This window comes from Kribbella sp. NPDC003505 (genome assembly GCF_040610875.1).
In the GTDB taxonomy this organism is placed as follows: Bacteria; Actinomycetota; Actinomycetes; order Propionibacteriales; family Kribbellaceae; genus Kribbella.
Genome location: NZ_JBEXNA010000001.1, coordinates 377122 through 401983 on the forward strand (window position 1 = coordinate 377122; position 24862 = coordinate 401983).

Annotated in this window: 20 protein-coding genes and 1 pseudogene; 8 read left to right on the forward strand and 13 right to left on the reverse strand. The window is 70.0% G+C overall.

Going from position 1 to position 24862, the window contains the following annotated elements; all coding sequences use genetic code 11:
• Positions 1 to 3 precede the first annotated feature (3 nt).
• Positions 4 to 1113, reverse strand: a complete 1110-nt coding sequence (locus tag ABZX12_RS01685; protein ID WP_355688859.1) for an alpha/beta fold hydrolase — start codon at positions 1111 to 1113, stop codon at positions 4 to 6.
• A 115-nt stretch (positions 1114 to 1228) separates the two neighbouring features.
• On the opposite strand from ABZX12_RS01685, the gene ABZX12_RS01690 reads away from it, so the two are divergent.
• Positions 1229 to 2077 (forward strand): biopolymer transporter Tol, encoded by an 849-nt coding sequence (locus tag ABZX12_RS01690; protein ID WP_355688860.1) that lies wholly within the window; start codon positions 1229 to 1231, stop codon positions 2075 to 2077.
• Positions 2078 to 2161: 84 nt separating this feature from the next.
• Here ABZX12_RS01690 and ABZX12_RS01695 read toward each other — a convergent pair whose 3' ends face one another.
• Positions 2162 to 3403, reverse strand: a complete 1242-nt coding sequence (locus tag ABZX12_RS01695) for an FAD/NAD(P)-binding oxidoreductase (RefSeq protein WP_355688862.1) — start codon at positions 3401 to 3403, stop codon at positions 2162 to 2164.
• Between the two features lie 98 nt (positions 3404 to 3501).
• On the opposite strand from ABZX12_RS01695, the gene ABZX12_RS01700 reads away from it, so the two are divergent.
• Complete coding sequence (locus ABZX12_RS01700) at positions 3502 to 5364, forward strand: sialidase family protein (protein WP_355688864.1); 1863 nt, start codon at positions 3502 to 3504, stop codon at positions 5362 to 5364.
• On the opposite strand, the gene ABZX12_RS01705 is transcribed toward ABZX12_RS01700, so the two are convergent.
• The 3 genes from ABZX12_RS01705 to ABZX12_RS01715 all read right to left on the reverse strand — a co-directional run bounded on the left by ABZX12_RS01705 (position 5326) and on the right by ABZX12_RS01715 (position 7704).
• Positions 5326 to 6555 (reverse strand): deoxyguanosinetriphosphate triphosphohydrolase, encoded by a 1230-nt coding sequence (locus ABZX12_RS01705; RefSeq protein WP_355688865.1) that lies wholly within the window; start codon positions 6553 to 6555, stop codon positions 5326 to 5328. The two genes, ABZX12_RS01700 and ABZX12_RS01705, sit on opposite strands and share 39 nt — an antisense overlap.
• 48 nt (positions 6556 to 6603) lie before the next feature.
• Positions 6604 to 7026, reverse strand: a complete 423-nt coding sequence (locus tag ABZX12_RS01710; RefSeq protein WP_355688867.1) for a nuclear transport factor 2 family protein — start codon at positions 7024 to 7026, stop codon at positions 6604 to 6606.
• A 75-nt stretch (positions 7027 to 7101) separates the two neighbouring features.
• Positions 7102 to 7704 carry a dihydrofolate reductase family protein gene (locus ABZX12_RS01715; protein WP_355688868.1) on the reverse strand — a complete coding sequence of 201 codons (603 nt, stop codon included), beginning with the start codon at positions 7702 to 7704 and terminating at the stop codon, positions 7102 to 7104.
• Positions 7705 to 7777: 73 nt separating this feature from the next.
• Between ABZX12_RS01715 and ABZX12_RS01720 the strand changes: the two genes are divergently transcribed.
• Complete coding sequence (locus ABZX12_RS01720; protein ID WP_355688870.1) at positions 7778 to 8317, forward strand: helix-turn-helix domain-containing protein; 540 nt, start codon at positions 7778 to 7780, stop codon at positions 8315 to 8317.
• The gene (locus ABZX12_RS01725) at positions 8314 to 9567 is read left to right on the forward strand and encodes an MFS transporter (RefSeq protein ID WP_355688871.1); all 1254 of its coding nucleotides are present in this window, start codon (positions 8314 to 8316) and stop codon (positions 9565 to 9567) included. Before ABZX12_RS01720 ends, ABZX12_RS01725 begins: the two co-directional genes overlap by 4 nt.
• On the opposite strand, the gene ABZX12_RS01730 is transcribed toward ABZX12_RS01725, so the two are convergent.
• The gene (locus ABZX12_RS01730; RefSeq protein ID WP_355688873.1) at positions 9507 to 10133 is read right to left on the reverse strand and encodes a TetR/AcrR family transcriptional regulator; all 627 of its coding nucleotides are present in this window, start codon (positions 10131 to 10133) and stop codon (positions 9507 to 9509) included. The genes ABZX12_RS01725 and ABZX12_RS01730 overlap by 61 nt on opposite strands.
• Before the next feature lie 109 nt (positions 10134 to 10242).
• Between ABZX12_RS01730 and ABZX12_RS01735 the strand changes: the two genes are divergently transcribed.
• A complete protein-coding gene (locus ABZX12_RS01735; RefSeq protein ID WP_355688875.1) occupies positions 10243 to 11100 on the forward strand; it encodes an alpha/beta fold hydrolase in 858 nt (285 codons plus the stop codon).
• Here ABZX12_RS01735 and ABZX12_RS01740 read toward each other — a convergent pair.
• Entirely contained in the window at positions 11065 to 12591 is a 1527-nt protein-coding gene (locus tag ABZX12_RS01740; RefSeq protein WP_355688876.1) for a UDP-N-acetylglucosamine 1-carboxyvinyltransferase, read from the reverse strand. The two genes, ABZX12_RS01735 and ABZX12_RS01740, sit on opposite strands and share 36 nt — an antisense overlap.
• A 163-nt stretch (positions 12592 to 12754) precedes the next feature.
• Here ABZX12_RS01740 and ABZX12_RS01745 point away from each other — a divergent pair, with 163 nt between their 5' ends.
• The gene (locus ABZX12_RS01745) at positions 12755 to 13975 is read left to right on the forward strand and encodes a hypothetical protein (protein WP_355688878.1); all 1221 of its coding nucleotides are present in this window, start codon (positions 12755 to 12757) and stop codon (positions 13973 to 13975) included.
• 34 nt (positions 13976 to 14009) lie between these two features.
• Positions 14010 to 15260 (forward strand): acyl-CoA thioesterase/bile acid-CoA:amino acid N-acyltransferase family protein, encoded by a 1251-nt coding sequence (locus ABZX12_RS01750; RefSeq protein WP_355688880.1) that lies wholly within the window; start codon positions 14010 to 14012, stop codon positions 15258 to 15260.
• Here the strand turns inward: ABZX12_RS01750 and ABZX12_RS01755 are convergent.
• The 6 genes and pseudogenes from ABZX12_RS01755 to ABZX12_RS01780 all read right to left on the reverse strand — a co-directional run bounded on the left by ABZX12_RS01755 (position 15257) and on the right by ABZX12_RS01780 (position 24226).
• Positions 15257 to 15535 (reverse strand): muconolactone Delta-isomerase family protein, encoded by a 279-nt coding sequence (locus ABZX12_RS01755; RefSeq protein ID WP_355688881.1) that lies wholly within the window; start codon positions 15533 to 15535, stop codon positions 15257 to 15259. The genes ABZX12_RS01750 and ABZX12_RS01755 overlap by 4 nt on opposite strands.
• A gap of 79 nt (positions 15536 to 15614) precedes the next feature.
• The gene (locus tag ABZX12_RS01760) at positions 15615 to 16454 is read right to left on the reverse strand and encodes a class I SAM-dependent methyltransferase (protein ID WP_355688883.1); all 840 of its coding nucleotides are present in this window, start codon (positions 16452 to 16454) and stop codon (positions 15615 to 15617) included.
• Positions 16455 to 16576: 122 nt separating this feature from the next.
• Complete coding sequence (gene ppdK / locus ABZX12_RS01765) at positions 16577 to 19231, reverse strand: pyruvate, phosphate dikinase (RefSeq protein ID WP_355688885.1); 2655 nt, start codon at positions 19229 to 19231, stop codon at positions 16577 to 16579.
• Positions 19232 to 19545: 314 nt separating this feature from the next.
• A pseudogene (locus tag ABZX12_RS01770) lies at positions 19546 to 21505 on the reverse strand (VWA domain-containing protein).
• A gap of 1 nt (position 21506) precedes the next feature.
• Positions 21507 to 22904, reverse strand: coding sequence for a sigma 54-interacting transcriptional regulator (locus ABZX12_RS01775; protein ID WP_355688886.1), 1398 nt, complete (start codon positions 22902 to 22904; stop codon positions 21507 to 21509).
• 44 nt (positions 22905 to 22948) lie between these two features.
• The gene (locus ABZX12_RS01780) at positions 22949 to 24226 is read right to left on the reverse strand and encodes a serine hydrolase domain-containing protein (protein ID WP_355688888.1); all 1278 of its coding nucleotides are present in this window, start codon (positions 24224 to 24226) and stop codon (positions 22949 to 22951) included.
• A 58-nt stretch (positions 24227 to 24284) separates the two neighbouring features.
• Between ABZX12_RS01780 and mug the strand changes: the two genes are divergently transcribed.
• On the forward strand, positions 24285 to 24785 hold the full coding sequence (mug, locus tag ABZX12_RS01785; protein ID WP_355688889.1) for a G/U mismatch-specific DNA glycosylase: 501 nt from the start codon (positions 24285 to 24287) through the stop codon (positions 24783 to 24785).
• Positions 24786 to 24862: the final 77 nt, after the last annotated feature.

The window sequence follows — 24862 nt, forward strand, 5'->3', positions numbered from 1 at the left end:
GCACTAACCGAGCAGGGCCGAGTCGAAGAAGGCGATCACTCGCTGCTCCCATTCTGCGGGCGCGACCCGCAGTCCCGCAGTGTGCCCCGCCTCAGGGACGACCCACAGCTGGACGGAACCGGGTGCGCCGGACCCGATGTACCGGCCGGCGTATGCCTCGTCGGGCAGCGCGCCTCCCGCGATGAGCAGGATCGGGCGTGGCGCGGCCCCGGCGGCAGCGTCGCGCAGCGACATCGGCTGGTCGGCCGGCGTGAGCAGGTCGGTCACGCCGTAGGTCAGCCACTCGATGCCTTCCTGCAACGTCCCCCGCCAGCCGTACTGGTCCGAGAGCCACGCACGGTCCGCGGTACCGCGGTTGGTCGCACCCTCGGCGACGACGGCACCGATCCGCGTGTCTACGGCAGCCGCGCCGATCGCTTCCTCGCCACCCATCGACAGCCCGAGCACGCCGATCCGGGAGCGGACGTCCGGCCTGCTCTGCAGATAGGACACGGCCGCGCCGACGTCCTCGTCGCCGTACCAGCCGAAATCCATCGCCCGGCCCGCGCTGCGCCCGTGGCCACGCGCGTCGAAGAGCAGAACGCCGTACCCGTGCCGTGCCAGTACGGCGGCTTGACCGAGCACGTCCGACCGGGTGGATCCAGCGCCGTGCAGTACGGCGACCGCGGCACCGTTGGTCGAAGGGATGTACCAGCCCGACAGCCTGACGCCGTCGCTGGTCTCGAACGCTGCATCGGTGTAGCTCAGTCCCCAATGACCCGGCGTCGTCGCCCCGACCGTGCTCCTGGGCACGTGCGTCGCCGCGACGGCCTGCCCGACCGACAGGACGGCAACGAGCGTCAACGCCAACAACCCCGGTACGACGAGGAGCCGCCACCAGCCACGCACCCGCCGGACCAGAACGACCGCGGCGAACCCGGTCAGCAACAGCCCGGCCACCAACGCCATCATTCCGACGACCGCACCGGCTGCCGAGCCTGCCGTGAGATGCGGCAGCCCGAGCCCGATGCCGACGGCGAGACTCACCGTGCCGGCGACGAACGCGAGGACGGTGGACAGCACCGGCTCGGTACGGACCCCCACCGGCCGCGGCGTCGCCGTCTTCGTTGCCACCAGCACCCACCTCTTCGGACTCACCGTACGAAGCGGGCAGCCGGCAGAGCAGGGCCGGAGGTCCCATGCTGGACAGTCCTCCGGAGCCGCCGTTCGGTGCCATAGGTTGGTTGTCATGCCACGTACCCTGCGACCAGGTCAGCGCGCCGAGCTCTACGTCGTCGAGGTGACCTCGGGCGAGCATCGGCTCGTCCACAGCTCCGGCACCATCCTCTTCGAAGCGCCCAACTGGACGCCTGACGGGCAGCTGATCGTCAACGGCGACGGCCGGCTCTTCCGCGTCGGCGACGGACTCGAGGAGATCGAGCTCGGCGGTGTGCCGGCGATCAACAACGACCACGTGGTGAGCCCGGACGGGCGCACCGTGTACGTGTCCGCGAGCGACGGGCACATCTATGCCGTGCCGATCGAGGGCGGAGCCGGCCGGCGGGTGACCAACGATCGGGGGCAGGGGTTCCACCACTACCTGCACGGGGTCTCGCCGGACGGTAGGACGCTCGCATACATCGGGCTGGAGTGGGTCGGCGAGCGGCGGATCACCAACGTCTGGACGATCCCGAGCGCGGGCGGTGCGGACGTCCAGGTGACCGACGACGAGTACGCCGACGACGGCTCGGAGTTCGGCCCGGACGGCGAGTGGATCTACTTCAACTCCGAGCGCGCGGGGCACGCGCAACTGTTCCGGATCCGGGTCGCCGACGGGCACGCGGAGCAGCTGACCGACGACGAGCGGGTCAACTGGTTCCCGCACCCGGCGCCGGACGGGTCGGCGATCGCCTACGTCAGCTTCCCGCCCGGCACCGAAGGCCATCCCGCCGACATCGACGACGTACGGCTGCGCCTCCTGACCAGGGACGGCGAGGTCCGCGAGCTGACGAGCCTGTTCGGCGGCCAGGGCACGATGAACGTGCCGAGCTGGTCGCCGGACAGCGCGTCGTTCGCCTACGTCACCTACCCGCTCTAGGTGTCCTGTCCGGTGATTCAGCGCCGTAGCGAGGAGGTGCCGTGCCGAGTGCCCCGCAGTAGGCGATGGATCACCGGACAGGACCTAAACATCGGCGAGCTCCACCGAGGTGTCGGCCAGGCGGGCCGGGTCGACCTGCTTGCCGGAGCGGATCAGGCTCTGCACCGCGTCGATGGCGCCCCACGTGTTGACGTGCATGCCGGCCAGTACGTGGTGGTCGTCGGACAGCCAGAACGCGACGTAGGCGCCGGACTTCGGGTCGCCGCGCAGGACGACCTGGTACGACGTGCCGCGCGGGACCTCCCCGGCGTACTCCATCCCGAGGTCGAACTGGTCGGTGAAGAAGAACGGGATCGCGTCGTGCGCCACGTCCTGACCGAGCATCGCCTTGGCGGCCGACGCGCCGGTGTCCTTCGCGTTCTGCCAGTGCTCGACCCGGACGAACCGGCCGAACAGCGGGTGGTCCCAACGGACCACGTCGCCGGCGGCGTACACGTCGGCGACCGAGGTCTGCAGGTCCGCGCCGGTGACGATGCCCGACCCGTTGTCGCGGGTCGCGACCTCGATGCCGGCCTCCTCGGCGAGCTCGGTGTTCGGCTGGACGCCGACCCCGACCACCACCAGGTCCGCCGGAATCACCTCACCGCCGCTCACCCGCACCCCGGTGACCTTGTCGGTCCCCTCGAAGCCGTCCACGCCGGTGCCGAAGCGGAACTGCACGCCGTGCTGCCGGTGGAACTCGGCGAACAGCTCACCGACCTCCTCGCCGAGCACCGACGCCAGCGCGGTGGACTGCGGCTCGACGACCGTCACCTCGCAGCCGCGCTCGCGGGCCGCCGACGCCGCCTCGAGCCCGATCCAGCCCGCGCCGACCACGACGACGCGCGGCTTCGCGGCGTACGCGTCGGTCAGCGCCTGCGCCTCCTCGGCCGTCCGCAGGTAGTGCACACCCGGCAGGTCCGCGCCCGGTACGTCGAGTGTGCGGACGCGGCTGCCGGTCGCGATCAGGAGCTTCGTGTACGGCACCTGTGAGCCGTCGTCGAGCGTGACCGTGTGCCCGGCCGGGTCGATCGCGGTGACCGTGGTCCCGAGGCGGAGGTCGATGTTGTTGTCGTCGTACCACTGCTGGTCGTGCAGCTGCGCGGACGAGGTTTCGTCCTTGCCGAGCAGGACGCCCTTCGACAACGGGGGTCGCTCGTAGGGCAGCGACTGCTCGCTGCCGATCAGCACGACGGCGCCGCTCCAGCCGTCCTTCCGAAGGGTCTCGGCGGCGGTCGCCCCCGCAAGACTCGCACCGACGATCACGATCTGCTCTGCATCAGCCATGCAACGAACCTTAGTCCTCGCCGACCTCTTGCCGCGGTCCCCGCGAGTCGCTACTTTTGCGCGGACATAATACGTCCTATGTCCTCTCCAGGAGAGCCATGCGCGTACTCACACCGGCCCGTCTCGCGGCCGCCGCCCTGCTGCTGTTCAGCAGCCTCACCGCCCCGACCGCTCACGCCGGCGAAGCCGCCCCCTTCGTCGAGGACAACGTGCTGTTCCGGCAGAAGACCGAGGGCTACTCGTGCTTCCGGATCCCGGCCGTCGTGCACGCGACGAACGGCGACGTCCTCGCGTTCGCCGAGGGTCGTGTCGCGGACTGCGGCGACGACGGCGACATCGACATCGTGCTGCGCCGGTCGACCGACGGCGGCAGGACGTGGGGCCCGTTGCAGGTGGTGTCGGACGGCAACGGCAGCACGCACGGCAACCCCGTGCCGATCGTTGACAATCAGACGGGCCGGATCGTCCTCGTGTCCACGCACAACGGTCCGGAGCCCTGCACGAACGGCTGCGACCGCGACCCGTACGTCCAGACCAGCGACGACTTCGGCGCGACCTGGACCGCGGCCCGCGAACTGACCGGCGCGAAGCTGCCGAGCTGGAACTTCTGGTACGCCACCGGCCCGATGCACGGCATCCAGCTCCAGCACGGCCCACACGCCGGCCGGCTGATCGTCGGCGCGAACTTCGAGACGTACGACGGCGTGGGGCCGCATGTCTACGGCACCCACTTGCTGTACTCCGACGACGCCGGCGAGACCTGGCACATCGGGGCAGCGACGTCCCGCGACGACGGGACGGTGATCGCACAGGAGGTCACTGTCGTCGAGCGCACCAACGGTCAGATCTACGCGCTGGCGCGGGAACGCGGCACCGATCCCGGCAACCGCGCGTACGCGATCAGCAGCGACGGCGGCGCGAGCTTCGACGCGCCGTTCCGGACGATCCCGCGGTTGGCGATGCCCGATGTCCAGGGGTCGCTGTTGCGGTTCGGCACGCACCGGATCCTGTTCTCGGCGCCGGCCCACCCGGCCGCGCGCGAGGTGATGACCGTGCGGTCGTCGTACGACGAGGCGCGGTCGTTCGGCACCTGGGAGCAGGGCAAGGTCTTCTACTGGGGCCCGTCGGCGTACTCGGACATGGTCCGGCTCGACGGAGACCAGGCCGGCCTGCTGTACGAGGCCGGCGTCGCGAACCCGTACGAATCGATTCGCTGGGCGCGCTTCAACGAGGCCTACCTGTCGACGCCGAACGGGACGCCGCCCGGGATCCCCGGTCCGCCCGCGCCGGGGCCGTTGACGCCTGACACAAGCCCGGCGCACAACCCGGCGTACGTGCGCGGCGGGGCGAGTGTTGCCGCCGGCAAGTTCGGGAACGGGCTCGCGCTGGACGGCGCCGACGACTATGTCGAGGTGCCGTACGACCGGTCGATCGATCTCGGCGCGGACGACTTCACGCTGATGACGTGGATCCGGTACGGCGCGACGACCGGTTCGCACGCGATCCTCTGGGCGTACCGGACCGGCTCGGGCAGTACGCCGCAGGTGTGGTTGCGGGCGGAGCCGGAGAGCAAGCGGATCCGCGCGCTGTTGTCGGTCGATCGGTTCAACGTGACTGTGCAGTCGGCGTCGGCGTACAACGACGACCAGTGGCATCACGTCGTCCTGCAACGGGCCGGCTGGAAGCTGCGGCTGATGATCGACGGCGTTGAGGTCAGCTCGGCGACGGCACCGGCCGGATCGGTCACCGCCGGCAAGGAGTTCGGCGTGCAGGGCATCCACCTCGGCCAGCGCGTCGACGGCGCCAACCGCTTCCACGGCGCCCTCGACGAGGTCCGCGTCTACCGCCGGGCCCTCACCGACGCCGAGCTCACACAGATCCGCCTGACCAACAAGCCCAACTACAACCGGCTGGGCCTCGACTTACCTCTCGACCAGATTGGCGTGCCAGGTCTGGGCTGAGGGGTCGGTGAGGGAGGCAACCTGGTCGATGACGACGCGGAGGCGGGCGTTGTCGTCGGCCGCCTCCGCGAAGTCGGACCGGAACGGCGCGTCCAGGTGCCGCGGCGCCGTTTTCCACAGGGCTTCCACGAGCTCGGTGAGGAGCTCACGCTGGGTGGCGCGGCGGGCCTGGCGTTCCGGGGAGTTGAGGACGTGGAACATGCCGACGCCCTTCAGCAGCCCGATCTCGGTACGGACGCCGTCCGGGACGACCAGATCGGCCTCGTAACGGATCAGCCGGGAGCGGCCGAAGACGGCATGGGTCGCCTGCTCGGCCGCGGTGGCGAACCGACCGATCAGCTGACTGGTGAGGTCCTTCAGCCCGCCCAGCGCCCGCCGGCTGTCGTCGAACGCCGCCCCCGGCCAGTAGTGCGACGACTTCAGCCGCGCCCAGCCCTCGTCCAGCTCGGCGTCGGTTGCCTCCGGCAAGTACATCTGCCGGACCGTCTCCCAGTACGGCGCCGGCTCCGCGTCGACCGCGGCGAGATCGATGTGGTGCGCGACGATCCCGTCCTCGACGTCGTGCACCGAATACGCCACGTCGTCGGCGAAATCCATCACCTGCGCCTCCAGGCAGCGCCGCTCCCCCACGCCCGGACGCAACCAGGTGAAGACCGCGAGGTCGTCGTCGTACACCCCGAACTTGCGCTCGCCGGCCCGCCGCGGCCACGGGTACTTCGTCGCGGCGTCGAGGGTCGCCCGACTCAGGTTGAGCCCGACGCTGCGGCCTTCGGCGTCGAACGTCTTCGACTCCAACCGGGTCAGCAGCCGCAGCGTCTGCGCGTTGCCCTCGAAGCCGCCGATGTCCGCGGCGACCTGGTCCAGCGCGCGCTCGCCGTTGTGCCCGAACGGCGGATGGCCCAGGTCGTGCGACAGGCAGGCAGCGTCCACGATGTCCGGATCGCAGCCGAGCGTCGCCGCCAGCTCACGGCCGATCTGGGCGACCTCGAGGCTGTGCGTCAACCGGTTCCGGACGAAGTCGTCGCTGCCTGCCGTGACGACCTGCGTCTTGGCGGCCAGCCGGCGGAGCGCCGCACTGTGCAGCACCCGCGCGCGATCACGAGCGAAGGCCGTCCGCCCCGGCCTCTTGACCGGCTCGGCGACCCATCGCTCGGCATCATGCTCGTCGTACCACTCGTGCTGCTTCCTCATCACCGCTCACAGTAGCGGCGCCCACCGACATTCAAGGGCCGGACCGCGTCAGCCCCAACCGCCCTGAACCATCGTCTGGAACTTCCACTCGCCGGCGACCTTCACGAGCAGATCGCCGTACCGGATGGGCTGCGCGTGGCCCTGGTACGTCATCGTGCCGTCGCTGATCACGAACACCAGGTCCGCGGACAGGAAGTGCGGCGTCCGGGTGGTCTCGAGCCGCACGTCAGCGGCGCCGCTCATCACCTGCGCCATCTGCGCGACGTACGCCGCCCGGTCGAGCTGCTCGGCCCGTCCGTTGCCGTTGCCGTCGTCGGACACCTCGTTCAGCGGGAACAGCGCGACGTCCGCCATCCCCTCGTAGTCCTGCTCGGCGGCCAAGGCGTCGTACCGCTCGAACCACGCGAGCACGCTCGCCACGTCCGCCGCGCTCGGCTCGAATCCACCCGTTGTCGGCACGTTCCCGGTCAATCCCGCTCCTCACTCGCTGAAACTTCGTACAGTGTACTCAGTTTAACGGCAGGGCTGGACCCGAAGTTCCCGGCGTCAGCGAGAAACGCAGTACCGGGTCCAGATGACGCCGTCGCGGAACACCTCGGTGCCGGCGTGCCGCAGGTCGAGGCGGCCGGTGTCGTACCAGCGGTCGCCGCCGATCAGCACCGGGTGGACGAGCAGGGCGAGCTCGTCGATCAGGTCGAGAGCCAGGCAGGCTCTCAGCAGCATGCCGGACGAATCGACCCGCACGGTCCGCACCCCGCGGCGACCCAGAACACCCAGGGCCTCGGCGAGGTCGACCTGGTCGTAGCCGGTGATCAACTCGGGCGTCGTCGCATCCGGCGGTCGTTCCGGCGTCTGGTCGGCATAGAGCGCGAGGACGCCGGACCAGTACCCGAGCTCGCGCAGCGACTCCCAGCTCCGGATCCGCGCGCGCTCGTCCACCACCGCGAGCAGCGGACCCTCCGCGCGAGGCCCGCGCCGCGGGGCCGCGAGTAGCGCATGCTCCTGGGCGAGGATCGCGCCGGCGTCGATCAGCGTCACGTCCTCCTGCCACAGCGTCGCCAGCGCATAGAACCGCGCGAGGTCGACGTCGAATCCCGACGTCACCCCGTCCAGCGAGATGGCCAGCTGAGCCACCACATGAGGCCGCATACCGCCCAACCTAGGGACGGCCACCGACAAATTCCTGTTGCAGAGACTTCTTTGCAGAGATTACTCTGCAGTCATGCGACGGATCGATGCCCGGAGTCTGCGCGGACTCGCCCACCCGCTCCGGATGCGCATCCTGGAGGCGATCGAGCTCGACGGGCCGGCCACGTCGAGCACGCTGGCGACGCGCCTCGGCGAGAACACCGGCACGGTCAGCTGGCACCTGCGCCTGCTCGCCGAGCACGGCTACCTCGAGGAGGATCCCGGCCGCGGCACCAAGCGGGAGCGCTGGTGGCGCATCCCCGGCCGCACCGTCCTCGACCCGGCCGAGTTCCTCGACGACCCGGAGACCCGGCGCGCGCTCGACGTGTATCTACGGGATCTGGTGGAGCGCTACTACGACCGCGTCCGGACGTACGTCGACGAAGACTGGCCGGCCGAATGGCAGCACGCGGCGGGACTCTCCGACTGGCGCGACCTACGCCTGACGCCGGAGCAGCTGCACAACCTCAACGAGGAGATCGGGGCTGTCATCGATCGCTACACCGATGCCGCCCCGGCCGAAGGATCGGAGCGCGTGATCGTCCAGCTGCAGTCGTTCCCGCGGCGATCATGAGTCTGCTGCGCACGCATCGCGACTTCCGGCTGTTCTGGGCCGGTGAGACGATCAACCGCTTCGGCAGCGCCACCTCCTCGGTCGCGCTGCCGCTGGTCGCGATTTCGAGGCTCGACGCAACGACCTTCGAAGTCGGCCTGCTGACGGCCGCCTCCTGGGCGCCCTGGCTCCTGATCGGACTACCGACCGGCGCGTGGATCGATCGGGTACGGCGGCGTCCGGTCATGCTCGCGTCCTCGGCGGTCTCGGGCCTGCTGCTCGCCGCGGTACCGCTGGCGGGCGGATTGTTGACAATCCAATTGTTGTTGATCGTCGCCGGACTGGTGGGCGCCGCGGGCGTCGTGTTCCAGACGGCGTACACGGCCTACCTCCCGACACTGCTGGATCCTCCCGATCACGCGGAAGGCAACGCGAAGCTGCACGGCAGCGCGTCGGCCGCGCAGATCGCCGGTCTCGGGTGCGGCGGTCTGCTCGTCCAGTTCGCCGGGGCGGCGAACGCGTTGCTCGTCGACGCAGCCAGCTTCCTGGTCGCCCTCGGCTGTCTCGCGGCAATCCGCTTCCGGGAGCGCCAGACGGACATCCCCCGCCGGGCCGGCGCGATCCGGGAAGGCATCCGACTCGTCGCGCGCGACGTCTGGCTGCGGACGCTGACGATCTTCGGCGCGGTCTCGAACCTCGCCCTGATGGGCTACCAGGCGATCGTCGTCGTCTTCCTGGTTCGCGAGGCCGGGCTCACCGCGGCGACGGTCGGCACACTGGTCGCGGCCGCGTCGAGCGGCGGCGTCGCCGGCGCGTTCGTCGGCCGCCACACCCTACGGTTTGGTACGGCGCGGGCACTGCTGCTCTGCGAGCTCGGCCTGCCGACGCTTGCGCTGCTCATCCCCTGGGGCGCGCGGAGCCCGTGGTTCTATCTGGTCGGGGCGTTCGGCGTGAGCCTGGGCGTGGTCGGCGGCAACGTCGTCAAGGCGACGTTCCTACAGTCCTACTGCCCACCCGACCTTTTCGGCCGGCTCACCGCGACGACCGCCTTCGTCAACTACGGCACCATCCCGCTCGGCGCACTGCTCGGCGGGACGCTCGGTCAGTATTTCGGCCTGACAACGGCACTCTGGATCACGACCGCCGGCGTACCACTGGCGGGACTCGTCCTGCTCGCGTCACCGATCCGTCGGCACCGCGACCTCCCGACTCACCAGGGCACCGGCGTGCCGGGGACGACGGCCGACGCCAACCGGATCCGCACCGCCTGACGCGCACGGTCGTACCCGTTCTCGTCGTTGTGCAGGATCGAGGCGAGGTTCGCGGCCTCGTAGTACGCGTTCAGGTCGAACGCGAGCTGCACCGGGTCGTCGGCGAGCTCACCGCGCTGCACCGCCTCGGCGACCGCGGTCTCGATCAGGTCCATCCACTCCTGATGGACGGCCGCAAGGTACTCGTGCACCGCTCCTTCGCGCGCGGAGAACTCGTGCGAGACCTTCTGGAAGAAACAGCCGCCCGGGAACACGCGGCTCCGCGAGTAGTCCAGCCAGTGCCGGCTCAGCGCCCAGACCCGCCCGAGCCCGGGCTCGATCTCGTACGCCGGGACCACCACGTTGTCCGCGTAGATCCGGCGCGCGGCCCGGACGGTCGCCAGCTGCAGCTCCTCCTTGGACCCGAAGTGCGCGAACAGACCGCTCTTGCTGATCCCGAGCTCGGTCGCGAGCCGCCCGATGGACAGCCCCTCGAGTCCGTCGACCGACGCGATGTCGACCGCACGACGCAGAACGGCGCGACGCGTCTGGTCACCCCGCGCCAACCGTCCGTCCACCTTTTCCACGAGTCCCGATCCTAGGTCCTGTCTGGTGATCCAGCGCCTGAGTGCATTGCCTGCTAACCTGACCGAAACTAATAATACGACCGTTCGTATAGTTTGCGGAGGGGTTCCCATGCAGAAGCTGGTCAGCGTCGGATTGCAGACAATCGGAGTGGTGTCGCCACGGCTCGGCGGACGGCTCGCGTTCCAGCTCTGGCGACGCCCGCTCGCCCGCGGCCGGGTCCGCGCGAGCGAGCAGCTGGTCCACGACGCCGCGCGGGTAGAGATTGTCGACAATGTGAATACCTACGCCTGGGGCGACGGACAGCGCCCGGTGCTTCTGGTCCACGGCTGGCGCTCCCGCGCCTCGCGGTACGCCGGATTCGTCACGCGCCTGCTCGAGCTCGGCTACAGCCCGGTGTCGTACGACGCTCCCGCGCACGGCGACTCCGACGGCGAGGTGGTGTCGATCCTCGGCCACCAGCGGATCATCCGCGCGCTGGAGGAACGCCACGGGCCGTTCGAAGGTGTGATCGCCCACTCACTCGGCGTACCGTTCGCGCTCTACGCCGTCCGGGAGGGCGTCGCGGCGAAGCGCCTGGTGATGATCAGCGGCGTCGCGGACTTCGGCTACCTGGCGGACGCGTTCTGCGCCGAGCTCGGACTCGGGCCGAAGATCAACAAGGAGCTGCGGCGATCGATCGAGCGCGGCTACTTCGACGGCGACGGCGGGATCTGGACCCGGTTCTCGGTCACCACCGGGAAGGCCGAACTGCTGGTGATCCACAACGACGAGGACGACGTCGTGGACCCGGCGCAGGCCGGCCTGCTGCTCCGCAACTACGGCGAGCGGGCGCACTTCCTGCCGACGACCGGCCTCGGCCACCGCAGGATCCTCTCGGACCCCGCGGTGATCGCCGAGGCGGTCGCCTTCCTCCAGGACTCAGCGCAGGACTCAGATGTCCCTGAAGGTCTCGATCTGAGCGCCTAGCGAGTTCAGCCGGGTGGCGAGGTCCTCGTAGCCGCGGTTGATCACGTAGACGCTGCGCAGCACCGACGTGCCCTTCGCGGCCATCATCGCGATCAGCGTGACGACGGCCGGCCGGAGCGCCGGCGGGCACATGATCTCGGCGCCGGAGAAGTGCGTCGGCCCCTCCACCATCACCCGGTGCGGGTCGAGCAGCTTGACCCGGCCGCCGAGCTTGTTCAGGTCGGTCAGGTAGATCGCGCGATTCTCGTACACCCAGTCGTGGATCAGCGTCTGCCCGGTGGCGGTCGCCGCGATCACCGCGAAGAACGGCAGGTTGTCGATGTTCAGGCCCGGGAACGGCATCGGGTGGATCTTGTCGATCGGCGCGTGCAGTTTCGACGGCCGGGTGGTCAGGTCGACGAGCCGGGTGCGGCCGTTCTCGGCCAGGTACTCCGCGCTGCGCTGGTAGTCGAGCCCCATCTCCTCCAGCAGCGCGAGCTCGATCTCGAGGAACTCCACCGGCGCCCGCCGGATGGTGATCTCGGACTTCGTCACGATCGCGGCGGTGAGCAGGCTCATCGCCTCGATCGGGTCCTCCGACGGCGCGTAGTCGACGTCCACGTCGATGTCGGGCTTGCCGTGCACGGTCAGCGTGGTGGTGCCGATCCCGTCGATCCGGACCCCGAGCAGGTCCAGGTAGAAGCACAGGTCCTGGACCATGTAGTTCGGGCTGGCGTTGCGGATCACCGTGACGCCGTCGTGCCGCGCGGCGGCCATCACCGCGTTCTCGGTCACGGTGTCGCCGCGCTCGGTCAGCACGATCGGCTTGCCCGGCGCGATCGCCCGGTTGACCAGCGCGTGGTACTGCCCGCCGGTCGCCTTCACCTCGAGGCCGAACGGGCGCAGCGCGGTCAGGTGCGGCTCGACGGTGCGGGTGCCGAGGTCGCAGCCGCCGGCGTACGGCAGCTCGAAGGCGTCCTCGCGGTGCAGCAGCGGACCGAGGAACATGATGATCGAGCGGGTCCGGCGGGCCGCGTCGGCGTCCATCGAGCCGAGGTCGAGGTGCGCGGGCGGCACGATCTCCAGGTCGCCGGCGTCGTTCAGCCAGGTGGTCCGCACGCCGATCGAGTTCAGCACCTCGAGCAGGCGGTTGACCTCTTCGATGCGGGCCACCTTGCGCAGCGTCGTCCGGCCCTTGTTCAGCAGCGAGGCGCACAGCAGCGCGACACCGGCGTTCTTGCTCGACTTGACGTCGATCGCGCCGGAGAGCCGCCGGCCGCCGGCCACGCGCAGGTGGACCGGACCGCCGCCGAGAGAGACAATTTCGGAGTCGAGTGCTTCGCCGATCCGGGCGAGCATCTCGAGGGTGAGGTTCTGATGACCCTTCTCGATCCTGTTCACCGCACTCTGGCTGGTGTTCAGCACTTCCGCGAGCTGCGTCTGCGTCCAGCCGCGATGCTTGCGGGCGTCCCGGATGAGATTTCCGATCCGGCTCAGGTAGTCATCGGTCATGCCCCGGACCATATCTCACATGTGAGATATCACTGCATCGACCCGCCGGTGCCAGCGTAGCGAACGTCACTCGAGGACCGGACAGGGCCCATGTGACCTGGTGAAACGCCCGCCGCCTACAGTTACCCCCAACTCCCGCCGCCACCCGGAGAGGATCCACCAGATGCCCGACGACACCTCCGCCGGCGTGGTCAGCGAGTTCGAGGCTGAGTCATGGCCGCTGGAGGCGGCCGCGGACAGCCTGCACCAGGTCATCGACGGGTTCCACAACGGCGACACCAGGCCGCTGGTGATCGGCGACGGCGACCAGCCGGTGCTCGTGGTGCTCGCGATCGCCGACCTGGCCGACTTCCGGGCCCGGATCGCGGAGTTGTTGGGCAACCCGGTGGACGCCGGCTGGCTGCGGTACTACCTGCGCTCGAACTTCGACATGAGCTCGGAGCGCCTCGTCGAGCTGCTCGGCGTCGACGCGGACCACGGCCTGTCGTCGCTGGCCAGCCAGGTGACCGTCGAGCAGGCCGCGACGCTCATGCCGGACCACCTGCGCCGTACCGAAGCCGGCGGCAACCCGCTGATGCTGATCGGCGACGGGACCATGGCGACCGCGGCGCTGCTGTCCTTCCAGGCCTTCCAGGTGCTGCTGGCGATGGACGGCGACGGCAAGACCGAGGACGACTCCTGCGCGCACGACGACGAGGAGAAGCCGACAACGCCGCTCGAGGTGCTCGCCGAGCGGATCGGCCCGGTCTCGACGCAGCTGGTCGCGCAGATCAACGCCGGCCGCGAGCCGGGCCTCCCGCGGTACGAGCTGCACTTCGAGGACGAGCTGATCGAGCACCTGCGCGACCTCGAGGCGCGCGCGCAGAAGACGCCGGGCGGCGGGGCGTACGACGAGCTGAACAACCTGCTGCACCAGTTCGACCGGATGCGCAGCGGCCTGGTCCAGGCCGAGGCAGCCGACGAGCCGGACGAGGCGCCGTACCTCGAGGCGACCGATCTCAAGGCGGCGATGCCGGACATCCGGGACGCGTTCCGCGAGGGCGCCGACGATCCGTACCTGGTCGGTCTGGACGGGCGGCCGGTCGCCGGGCTGATCTCGTTCGACCTGTACGAGGAGCTGCAGAAGGTCTCGGTCGACCTGGGCGGCACCGACGAGGCGCCGGTGCTCCCGCTGCCCGAGCCGCGCTGGGAGAACGGGCCGCGGCTGCTGCCGTTCGACGTCGCGCTCGAGCTGTGCGAGGCGGTCATCGAGGACCTGACCAACGGCGAGGCCTCGATGCTGTTCATCGCCGACGAGGACGACGAGCCCGAGCTCGTCCTGGCTCCCCTGGCCTGGCTCTGGGCCTACGTCGACCACCTCGACCTGGAAAACGCCGAGGCCTGACAGCAGTGACTCCGCGGAGTGCCAGTCTGGATCCGTGAAGCGATCCAGCGTGGCTCTGACGGCGGCCGGCTGTCTGCTGGCGGCGACCGGATGCACGCCCGGCACAACCCACGTCACTCTCACCGTCGACCAGGCTGCGGCGCTCGCCGATCAGCAAGTGCACGTCAAAGTGACCGGAGCTCCGGCGGGCAAGCCGTTGGAGGTCGGAGCCGAGGCGGTGGACCGGGACGGGCGGAAGTGGCACGGGCAGGTGACGTTCACGGCGGACGACCACGGGACGGTGGTCCTCGACACCGCGAAGCCCTCGGCCGGCAGCTACCACGACACCGACGGCATGGGTCTGTTCTGGTCGATGAACCCGCCGGACGGGTCCCCGGACGCCCAGTCGTACCTCCCGCCGGTCGAGGACGGTCAGGCGGTCGAACACCTCGACCTGTTCGTCGACCGCGACGGCAAACGTCTCGCGAGTACGACGATCACGCGGCGCTGGGTGGCTCCCGGTGTGACGGCGAGGCCACTCACGAGGGCCAAGGACAAGCTGACCGGCCTGTACGTCGCCCCGAAGCCGGACGGCGCCAAGCATCCCGCCGTCCTGCTGCTCGGAGGTTCCGAAGGAGGACTGCCGCCGCCGTCGAGCACGTACCTGCTGGCGTCGCACGGCTACCCGGTGCTGGACCTGGCGTACTTCCACGCGCCGGGTGTGCCGCAGGACCTGCGCGAGATTCCACTCGAGTACTTCGCCGCGGCGGCGCAATGGCTGAGCAGGCAGCCGGAGGTCGACCCGGCGCACATCGTGGCCCTCGGCACGTCGTTCGGCAGTGAGCCCGCGCTCCTGGTCGCCGACCACTTCCCGCGACTCGTCCACGGAGCGGTGCTGCTGGCGCCGGGCGCCTCCGTGACTGGCTCCTTCCCACATTCGGGCGGCGCGGCCTGGACGTACCAGGGCAAGCCGCTGCCGGTGAACGATCCGATCCCGGTCGACGGTGTCAGCGGACCGGTCCTCGCGGTGGCCGGCGGCAGCGACCTCACGTGGGACTCGAAGCAGTCCGCGGAGTTGATCATGCTGCGCCTCGACGAAGCGCACAGCGCCTTCCCCCACGAGGCGGTGATCGTGGACGCCGCGGGCCACGGCGTCGGCGGGGCGCCGTACCTGCCGCACGGCACGAAGATCAACCACCCGATCGTCGGCCCTTACGACCTGGGCGGGAGCCGGCCGGCCAACGAAGCCGCGCTACGCCGGGGCTGGACGAAGACCCTGGCGCTGCTCGCCTCCCTGCAGCGTTAGCTGAACGGGAACAGCGGCTGCCACTCGGCGAGGGTGCCGATCTCGTAGACGCCGGCCGGGGTGTAGGGGTCCTTGGCGAGGATGTCGCGGAGCTCGGCCTCGTCGGCGACGTCGTACACGAGCAGCGCGCCGGTCTGGTCGGCGAACGGGCCGGCGGCCACGAGCTTGCCGGCCGCCTTCAGCTCGGCGAGGTACTCGCGGTGGGCCGGACGGACCTCCATCCGACGGTCGGTCTCGGCGACGTCGAAGCGCAGCTGCACGACAAATTGGGCCATGCGCAGAACTCTACAAGGCCCTTGGAAACAAGAAGATTTGGTGCGGGAAAGGGAGTCACGAGCCGCCACAGCGGCTGGTTCAGGTCAGACCCGAAAGTCGACGAGTGATCTCCCTTCCCGCCCGGATATTCTCACCAGCCGACCGGCCGCTACGCAAGGGGTTGGTAAAGGAAATTCCTACGGACAGTTGATTGACGTAACTCTTCGTGATGGAACCGCCCGCCGCGTCGATGAGAGCACCGATGCAGCCGTACAGTCCGTCACGCCGCTGTGTTGTCAAGGCCCGATGACCCGAATACGAGGACAGAAGTTCGAGATATTCGGCCGTCGAATAGCCCGCGTTCCAGACGAACCTGCGGAACTCGACAGACCCGAAAAGCCCTGTTTTCGCAAGGCTTGCCGGATCGTCTGGTACGTCGTCCGCGGCCGGCAGCCCGTCCGCAGTCGCGTCGTCGGTGAACCGTTCGTAGCAGGACTGCACGTCGGCGAAGAACTGCTCGGACCCGCCCGCGACATGATGTGTCGACACGACCGCCAACGCTCCGCCGGGCCGCAGCAGGTCCACGCAGCGCTGGACACGCGTCTGCGGGTCGAGCCAGTGGAACGCGGTCGCCGAGATGACCAGGTCGTACGACGGCGGCGGGAGCGGCCAGGTGTCGAAGTCCGCGACGATCACCTCGATCGCGGGGAACTTCCGTCGCAGTACTCCCGCGAGCCCCGGGCTGAGTTCGACGGCCGTGACCTGCCAGCCGCGTTCGACCATGGCGGCGGTCGCCTGGCCCGTGCCGGGGCCGATCTCCAGGACCTTCGGGCGGTCGCCGACGATTCGTGCCAGCTCGTCGAACAGCTCACGCGGATACGACGGCCGGACCCGGTCGTACAGCTCGGGATCCTCGCCGAAGGTCGTTCGCAGGCTCATCGCGGCAGGCTAGCGGACCTGTGCCACTCACCAACCACCCGCTGCACCCCGGGTTGGCGCTCTCGTGAGCGTGCCGGGCCGGAGCGAGCGAGGGTTGGTGGGTGGCGCAGGTCCGCCTGGCGTCAGTCCAGCGTCGCCCGGCCTGCCTCCAGCCGGGCTACCGGGATGCGGAACGGGGAGCAGGAGACGTAGTCGAGGCCCGCCTCGTGGAAGAAGTGGATGCTGTCGGGGTCGCCGCCGTGCTCGCCGCAGACGCCGAGCTTCAGGTCCGGCTTGGTCGCCCGGCCGCGGTCCACTCCGGTGCGGACCAGCGCCCCGACGCCCTCGCGGTCGATCGACTCGAACGGCGACACCGCGAAGATGCCCTTCTCCAGGTACCGCGAGAAGAACGCGCCCTCGACGTCGTCGCGGCTGAAGCCCCAGGTGGTCTGGGTCAGGTCGTTGGTGCCGAACGAGAAGAAGTCGGCCGCCTCGGCGATCTGGTCCGCGATCACCGCGGCCCGCGGCAGCTCGATCATCGTCCCGATCGGGATCTCCCCGGCCAGGCCGGCCTCGGCGAGCACGCGTTCGACCTCGTCGCGGGCCAGGTGCAGCTCCTGGATGGCGCCGACCAGCGGGATCATGATCTCCGGCCGCGGGTCCTTGCCACGCCCGCGCAGCTCGACGGCCGCTTGCGCGATCGCCCGGACCTGCATCGCGAACAGTCCGGGAATCACCAGCCCGAGCCGCACGCCGCGCAGCCCGAGCATCGGGTTCTGCTCGTGCAGCCGCTCGACGGCGGCCAGCAGCTTGGCGTCGTGCTCCGGCTCCTCGCCGCGCTCGCGCGCCACGGCGACCTTGACCGCCAGCTCCTCCATCGACGGCAGGAACTCGTGCAACGGCGGGTCGATCAGCCGGATCGTCACCGGCAGGCCGTCCATCGCGTCCAGCAGCTCCACGAAGTCCCCGCGCTGCAGGGGCTCCAGCTCCGCCAGCGCGGCGTCCCGGTCGGCGTCGTTGTCGGCGAGGATCAGCCGCTCGACGGATTCGCGCCGCTCCCCCAGGAACATGTGCTCGGTCCGGCACAGCCCGATCCCTTCGGCGCCGAACCGCCGCGCCCGCGCCGCGTCGTCCGCGGTGTCCGCATTGGTCCGTACGCCGAGTCGCCGGACCTCGTCCGCATGCGTGATCAGGCGGTGCACCGACGCGACCAGCTCGTCGCCGGCGTCGGGCGCCAGCGTGCCCTCGAAGTACTGCACGACCGGAGACGGCACGACCGGGACCTCGCCGCGGAACACCTCGCCGGTGGTGCCGTCGATCGAGATCAGCTCACCGGCCTCGATCACCGTGCCGTTCACCTTGATGGTGCCCTGGGCAACGTTCACGTCGAGCTCCTCGGCGCCGCAGACACAGGTCTTTCCCATGCCGCGGGCGACCACCGCCGCGTGCGAGGTCTTGCCGCCGCGGCTGGTCAGGATGCCCTGCGCCGCGATCATGCCGTGCAGGTCGTCCGGGTTGGTCTCGCGCCGGACCAGGATCACCTTCTCGCCGTTGTCCGCGGCCTCGACCGCGGCGGCCGACGTGAACACGACCTTGCCCGACGCCGCACCCGGCGACGCGCCGATCGCCTTGGTGATCCGGTCCTTGCCGGCGTCGGCGTCGAACCGCGGGAACATCAGCTGCGCGAGCTGCGCGCCCTTGACCCGCCGCAGCGCCTCGTCGGTGTCGATCACGCCCTCGTCGACCAGGCTGGTCGCGATCCGGAACGCGGCCGCCGCGGTCCGCTTGCCGACCCGGGTCTGCAGCATCCACAGCTTGCCGCGCTCGACGGTGAACTCGATGTCGCACAGGTCGCGGTAGTGGCCTTCGAGCGTGGCCATGATGCCCATCAGGTCGTCGTACGACGTCTTGTCGATCTGCTCGAGGTCGGCGAGCGGGACCGTGTTGCGGATGCCCGCCACCACATCCTCGCCCTGCGCGTTCTGCAGGTAGTCGCCGTACACCCCCTGCTGGCCGCTCGCGGGGTCGCGGGTGAACGCGACGCCGGTGCCGGAGTCCATGCCGAGGTTGCCGAACACCATCGAGCAGATGTTGACCGCCGTGCCGAGGTTGCCGTCGATGCGTTCCTGGCGGCGGTAGAGGACCGCGCGCTCGGCGTTCCAGGAACCGAAGACGGCCGCGATCGCGAGGTCCATCTGGGTCCGCGGATCCTGCGGGAACTCGCGGCCGGTGTGGTCGTGCACGGCCCGCTTGAAGGTCTCGACCAGCGCCTTCAGGTCGTCGGCGTCCAGATCGAGGTCGGTCCGCGCGCCCTTCGCGTCCTTGGCGGCGTCCAGCGCCTGCTCGAACACCTCGCCGTCCATGTCGAGCACGGTCTTGCCGAACATCTGGATCAGCCGCCGGTACGCGTCCCAGGCGAACCGCGGGTTGCCGGACTGGTGGGCCAGCCCGTTCACCGAGTCGTCGTTGAGGCCGACATTCAGAACGGTCTCCATCATCCCGGGCATCGAGGCGGCCGCGCCGGAGCGCACCGAGACCAGGAGCGGGTCGTCGGCCTGGCCGAGCTTCTTGCCCATCTTCTGCTGCAGCAGGTCGACGTGCCGATCGATCTCCTCGGCCAGCTCGGCCGGCACCGCGCCGGTCTCCAGGTACGCACGGCAGGCGTCGGTGGTGATGGTGAACCCCGGCGGCACCGGCAGGCCGAGGTTGGTCATCTCGGCGAGATTCGCGCCCTTGCCGCCGAGCAGCTCCTTCATGTCCTTGTTGCCTTCGGCGAAGTCGTAGACGAGTTTCGGCACGGTCACTCCCTGGGTTGCAGGCGGGTGGTTGCAGCGTGTTTCAGGTGCGGGAAGATGGCCCGCTGGCCCATCGACTCCGGCGGCGGGGGCGTGCTTTCAGAGTAAGCCCAAAAATCAGTCCAGTTGAACACTGGTCTCACTATCGCGACGTGACGCTTCCCACAGCTCGAAGGCCGGAAAACCCTTACAGCGTTGACAACGCAGGACAACCGACCCTGTTTCCAACGATTCCCAGCCAACCAGCGATCCGCCCGCAACGCAGCGGACCTTGGACCGGGATGCCCCAGGTCCAAGGTCCGCTTTTGCTGTTCGTACTAGAGCTTGCGGCGGGTGCGGAGGTAGTCGCCGACCACCGCCGCGCCCAGACCGTCGGCGTCCGGCGCGACGACCCGCCCGCCGCTGCGGCGGGCCAGCAGGTCGACGAACGCGTTCAGCCGCGGGTCGCCGCCGAGCCGGAAGACGGTCAGCGAGGCGCCGAGTTTCGCGAGCCGGTCGACCTCGAAGATCGTCTTGCGGAGCGTCGCCGGCTCGGGCGGGTACGAGAACTCCGCCGTACCGTCGGGCTCGAGGTGCGCGGTCGGCTCCCCGTCCGTCACCATCAGCACGACCGGTTGCGCATCCGGGTGCCGCCGCAGGTGCCGGCCGGCGAGGAGCAGCGCGTGGTGCGCGTTCGTGCCCTGCTCCCAGGTGCCCTCCATGCCGATCAGCTGCGGCAGCTCGACCACCCCCGGCGTACCGGCCGAAGGTGATCAGCTGCAGCGCGTCGTTGCGGTACCGGGTCGAGATCAGCTGGTGCAGCGCGAGCGCCGTCCGCTTCATCGGCAGCCAGCGGCCCTCCTGCACCATCGACCACGACGTGTCGACCAACAACGCCACCGCGGCCCGGGCACGGTGCTCGGTCTCCGCGATCTCCACGTCCGCGACGTCGAGCTTCACCGAGCCGCTGCGCGAAGCAGTCCGCAGTACGGCGTTCCGCACGGTGCGCGGCACGTCCCACGGCTGGGTGTCGCCGAACTCCCACGGACGCGACGACCCGCTCAACTCGCCGGCCGCGCCCGCGTTGGCCGCGTCCCGTTCACCGGATCCGCGAGCGGTTCGCAGTACGTCGGCCAGCGCCGTCTGCCCGAGCTGACGCAACGCCTTGGGCGACAGCCGCAGCGAGCCGTCCGGCGCCCGCTCGATCAGGCCCTGATCCCGCAGTTGCCGCTCCAGCTCGCTCAGCCGGCGTGCGTCGACCGTCGCCTCGTCGCCCAGCTGACGGGTGAGCGCGTCGAGATCGATGTCCTCCAGCCGCGCTCCCGGATACGACTGCGCCAGCTGCTCGGCCAGTGCGTCCAGCTCCGCGAGGTCGGACATCGCCCGGGCGCCGTCGGCGAGACCGAGAGGATCGTCACCGCTCATCTGCTCCGACCCGTACCAGTCCTCGCCCGGCCGCAGTGCCTGCAGCTGGGCGTCCAGCTGCGACAACTGCTGCGCGAGTTGCGGGCTGCCGAACGCTTGCTGCGACAGCTCCATCAGCTCCGCCCGCTGTTCGGGCGTCATCGAGTTCAGCATCCGTTGCGCCGCGGCCGCCCGCTGCGCGAGCACGTCGATCAGCTCGTCGACGGTGCGCGGGTTCTCCGGGAAGAACTCGCCGTGCTTGGCCATGAACTCGTCGAACAGCTCGGGTACGTCGGGACGCCCCTGCGCATGCGCCGCGAGCAGCGCGTTCAGGTCCGTGAGCATCTCGTTGATCCGCTCGACGTCCTCGGGCGTCGTCTGCTGCAGGGCCTCCTTCATACCCTCGAACCGCGACCCGAGCAGCTCCTTCCCGAGCAGCTCCCGGATCTCCTCGTACTTCTGCCGCGCCTGCGACGACTCCCACTGGTAGTTCGCCAGCTCCCGTACGGCGGCCGCCGTACCGGACGGGAGCGCGTCGAGCTCGGCCTCTTTGAACCGCGCATCGTCGGACGGGTTCGGGAACAGCTCGCGCCGCTCCGCCTCCAGGGCCTCGTCGAGCAGCCGCTGGACGTCCTGCAGGGTGCCGTCGAGGTTGTGCCGCCGCTGGATCTCGCGGCGGCGCTCCCACAACCGGCGGGTCAGGTCGTCGAGGCCCTGGGTGTTCCGGGTGCCGCGCCGGAGCAGTTCCTCCAGCGCGGACCGCGGCGACGATCCGTTCATGACGTCCCGGCCGATCTCGTCCAGGGCGTCCCGCAGGTCCGCGGGCGCCTGGAGCGGATCCGGCCCGTCGTGCCACGGTCCGTACGACCAGCCTTCTGGGATGGACGCCGACATGTCAGGCGCCGTAGATCGTGGTGTCGTTGTCGGCGTCCTTCGCCACCCGTTTCGACAGGTACAGCATCTCCAGGGCGAGCTCGACCGCGGCGGCGATCCGGCCGGACGAGTCGTCCGGCTCCACGCCGGCGCGCGCGGCGACGTCGTGCAGGACCGGCAGCTCGGGCAGCGCGGCCAGCACCTCCCGGCCGGGCACCCGCTCGCCCGTCGTCACAAGGTTGCCATCGGCAACAGCGTGAGCCAGCGGGGTGAGGTCGAGACCCGCGAACCGCTCGCGCGCCGTGTCGGCGACGGACCGGCGTAGCAGGTACTCGAGCAGCTCGATCTCGCGCCCCTCCTCCCCCGGCTCGAACTCGAGCTTGCCCCGCAGCACGGCGGGCACCGCCTCCAGGTCGACCGGCCGGGCAACCGCAGGCTCCTCACCGGTGATCGCGGACCGGCGCAGCGCGGCCGCGGCGATCGTCTCGGCCGCGGCGACCGCGAACCGGGCGGACACCCCGGACCGCTGATCGATCGCCGTCGACTCGCGCAGGTGCCGGACGAACCGGGCCAGCACCTCCAGCAGCGGTTCGCCGACCTCGGCGGTGAACTCGGCCTCCTGCCGGATCACGTCCACCTCGGCGTCGATGTCGAGCGGGTAGTGGGTCCGGACCTCGGCGCCGAACCGGTCCTTCAGCGGCGTGATGATCCGGCCGCGGTTGGTGTAGTCCTCGGGGTTGGCCGTTGCCACCAGCAACACGTCGAGCGGCAGCCGCAGCGTGTAGCCGCGGACCTGGATGTCGCGCTCCTCCATCACGTTCAGCAGCGCGACCTGGATCCGCTCGGCGAGGTCGGGCAGCTCGTTGACCGCGACGATGCCGCGGTGTGAGCGCGGGACCAGCCCGAAGTGGATGGTCTCCGGGTCGCCGAGACTGCGGCCCTCGGCAACCTTCACCGGGTCCACGTCGCCGATCAGGTCACCGACGCTGGTGTCGGGTGTGGCCAGCTTCTCGGCGTACCGCAACGAGCGGTGCAGCCAGGCGACCGGCAGGTCGTCGCCGAGCTCGGCAGCCCGGCGGCGGGAGGCGGGCGTGATCGGGTCGAGCGGGTGCTCGGGCAGCTCCGCGCCCTCGATCACCGGGGTCCACTCGTCGAGCAGACCGACCAGTGTGCGCAGCAGCCGGGTCTTGCCCTGACCGCGCTCACCGAGCAGGACGACGTCGTGCCCCGCGAGCAATGCGCGCTCGAGCTGCGGGATCACCGTGCGGGTGAAGCCGACGATGCCGGGCCAGGGATCACGCCCGGCCCGGAGTTCTTTCAGCAGGTTGTCACGGATTTCGGCCTTGATCGACCGGGGAAGATATCCGGCGGCCCGGAGGTCACCGGCCTTACGAGGAAGTTCAGCAGGTGCACTAGTCACCCTGATGACGTTAGCTCGCTCACCCCAAATCGCTAAGGGATATCTCACCGCCGGGGCGTGACCCGGCCGGACGTGAACACGTGTGTCGGCGTGAACGTGACCGGCACCCACGGGTGCGCCGCGGACTCGCGGGTGACGAAATGGTCGCCGTCGGCGGGTTCGGTCGGTCGCAGCTCGTACTCGTGCACCGGGTCCTCGGAGAACAGCAGCCGGTCGCCGGTTGCGGTGTAGACCATCACCAGTTCGTCCTCACGCTTCGCGACGTCGAGCCGCACGCTGGCGCGTTCGTACCGCCCTGCGTGACGGTCGTCGACGAGTACGTCGATCGGCCGCGGCGCGGGCGGATGCGCGACCCCGGCGTACTGCGTGAACACCTCGGACGCGAGCGGTTCGAACAGGCGGGTGCCGTTGCCCGAGTTGGTCAGCAGGCACATCGCCAGCCGCGCCTCCGGGTCGATCCGCAGAAACGCCAGCTGCGAGATCGTCGACCCGTCGTGCCCGAACAGCCGGCGGCCTCCCCAGTCGTAGATCCGCCAGGTCAGGCCGAGGTCGACGAAGCCGCCGATGCCGGCCGCGTACGGGACCTGCGGCTCCTGCATGGCCGCGTACCGCTCGTCGGTCAGGTGCATCCGGGCGAACTCGAGCAGGTCCGCGGCGCTCGCGCTGATCGTCCCGGCCGGTCCGATGCTGCGCGGCAGCTGCCACGTCTTCACCCGCGAGCCGTCCGTGGCCAGGTGACCGACCGCGGCGCGTTCCAGGATCGCCTCTTCCGGCAGTGTCACCGTGTGGGCGAGGCCGAGCGGCTCGACCAGGCGGGCCTTCAGTGACGCGTCCCAGGTCCGGCCGTCGAGCACCTCGATCAGCCGACCGAGCAGGACGAATCCCGCGTTGCAGTACGAGTACGCCGTACCGGGCTCGAAGAGCTGGTCGACGCCTGCCAGCAGGGCGACGTACCGCTGGAGGCAGTCGTCGCCGCGACCGGTGTCGGTGAACAGGTCGCCGTCGATGCCGCTGGTGTGGGTCAGCAGGTGACGGACCGTGATCCGCGCATCAACCGGCGCTTCGGGCAACAGCTGGACGACCGGGTCGTCCAGCCGCAGCCGCTCCTCGTCGGCCAGCTGCACGATCATCGACGCGGTCCACGGCTTGCTGATCGAGCCGATCTGGAACAGGGAGTCCGCCGTGGTGCCGACGTCGGTCGCCGCGTTCAGGACGCCGTACGGCGCGATGGTCGTCTCGCCGTCGCGCCAGATCCCGAGCACCGCGCCGGTGACCTCGGCCGCCACCGCCAACTCGCTCAACCGCGCAGACCAGTCAGGCATGCGCCCAACCTACGTGCTGGTCGGCCGCCGATCGTGGTGGGGCGGTACCGTCTGCCGCGTGGACGGGATTCCGGACGTGATCGGCGACGGGCTGCGGGTGCTGTTCTCCGGGATCAATCCCGGGTTGATGTCGGCGGCGACGGGGCATCACTTCGCCCGGCCGGGGAACCGGTTCTGGCCGGCGCTGCAGCTGAGTGGGTTCACCTCCCGGCAGCTGCACCCGAGTGAGCAGCAGGAGTTGCTCAGCTATCGGCTCGGGATCACCAATGTCGTCGACCGGCCGTCGGCGAAGGCGGCCGAGCTGACGCGGGCCGAGCTCGTCGCGGGCGGCGAGAACCTGGTCAGGAAGGTCCTCGACGTCCAGCCGGAGTGGCTGGCGGTCCTCGGCGTCACGGCGTACCGGGACGCCTTCGGGGAACGGACAGCGACAGTGGGCAAGCAGGACCGGACGATCGGCACGACCCAAGTCTGGGTGCTGCCGAACCCGAGCGGCCTGAATGCCCACTACACGTTGCCGAAACTCGCGGAGGCGTTCGCGGAGCTCGAACGGGTCAGTTGAGCGCCCTGCCCGCGTTGCGCGCCCGGGAGGCCGCAACCATGATCCTGGACGCGTCGACGAGGGCCTGACACCACCCA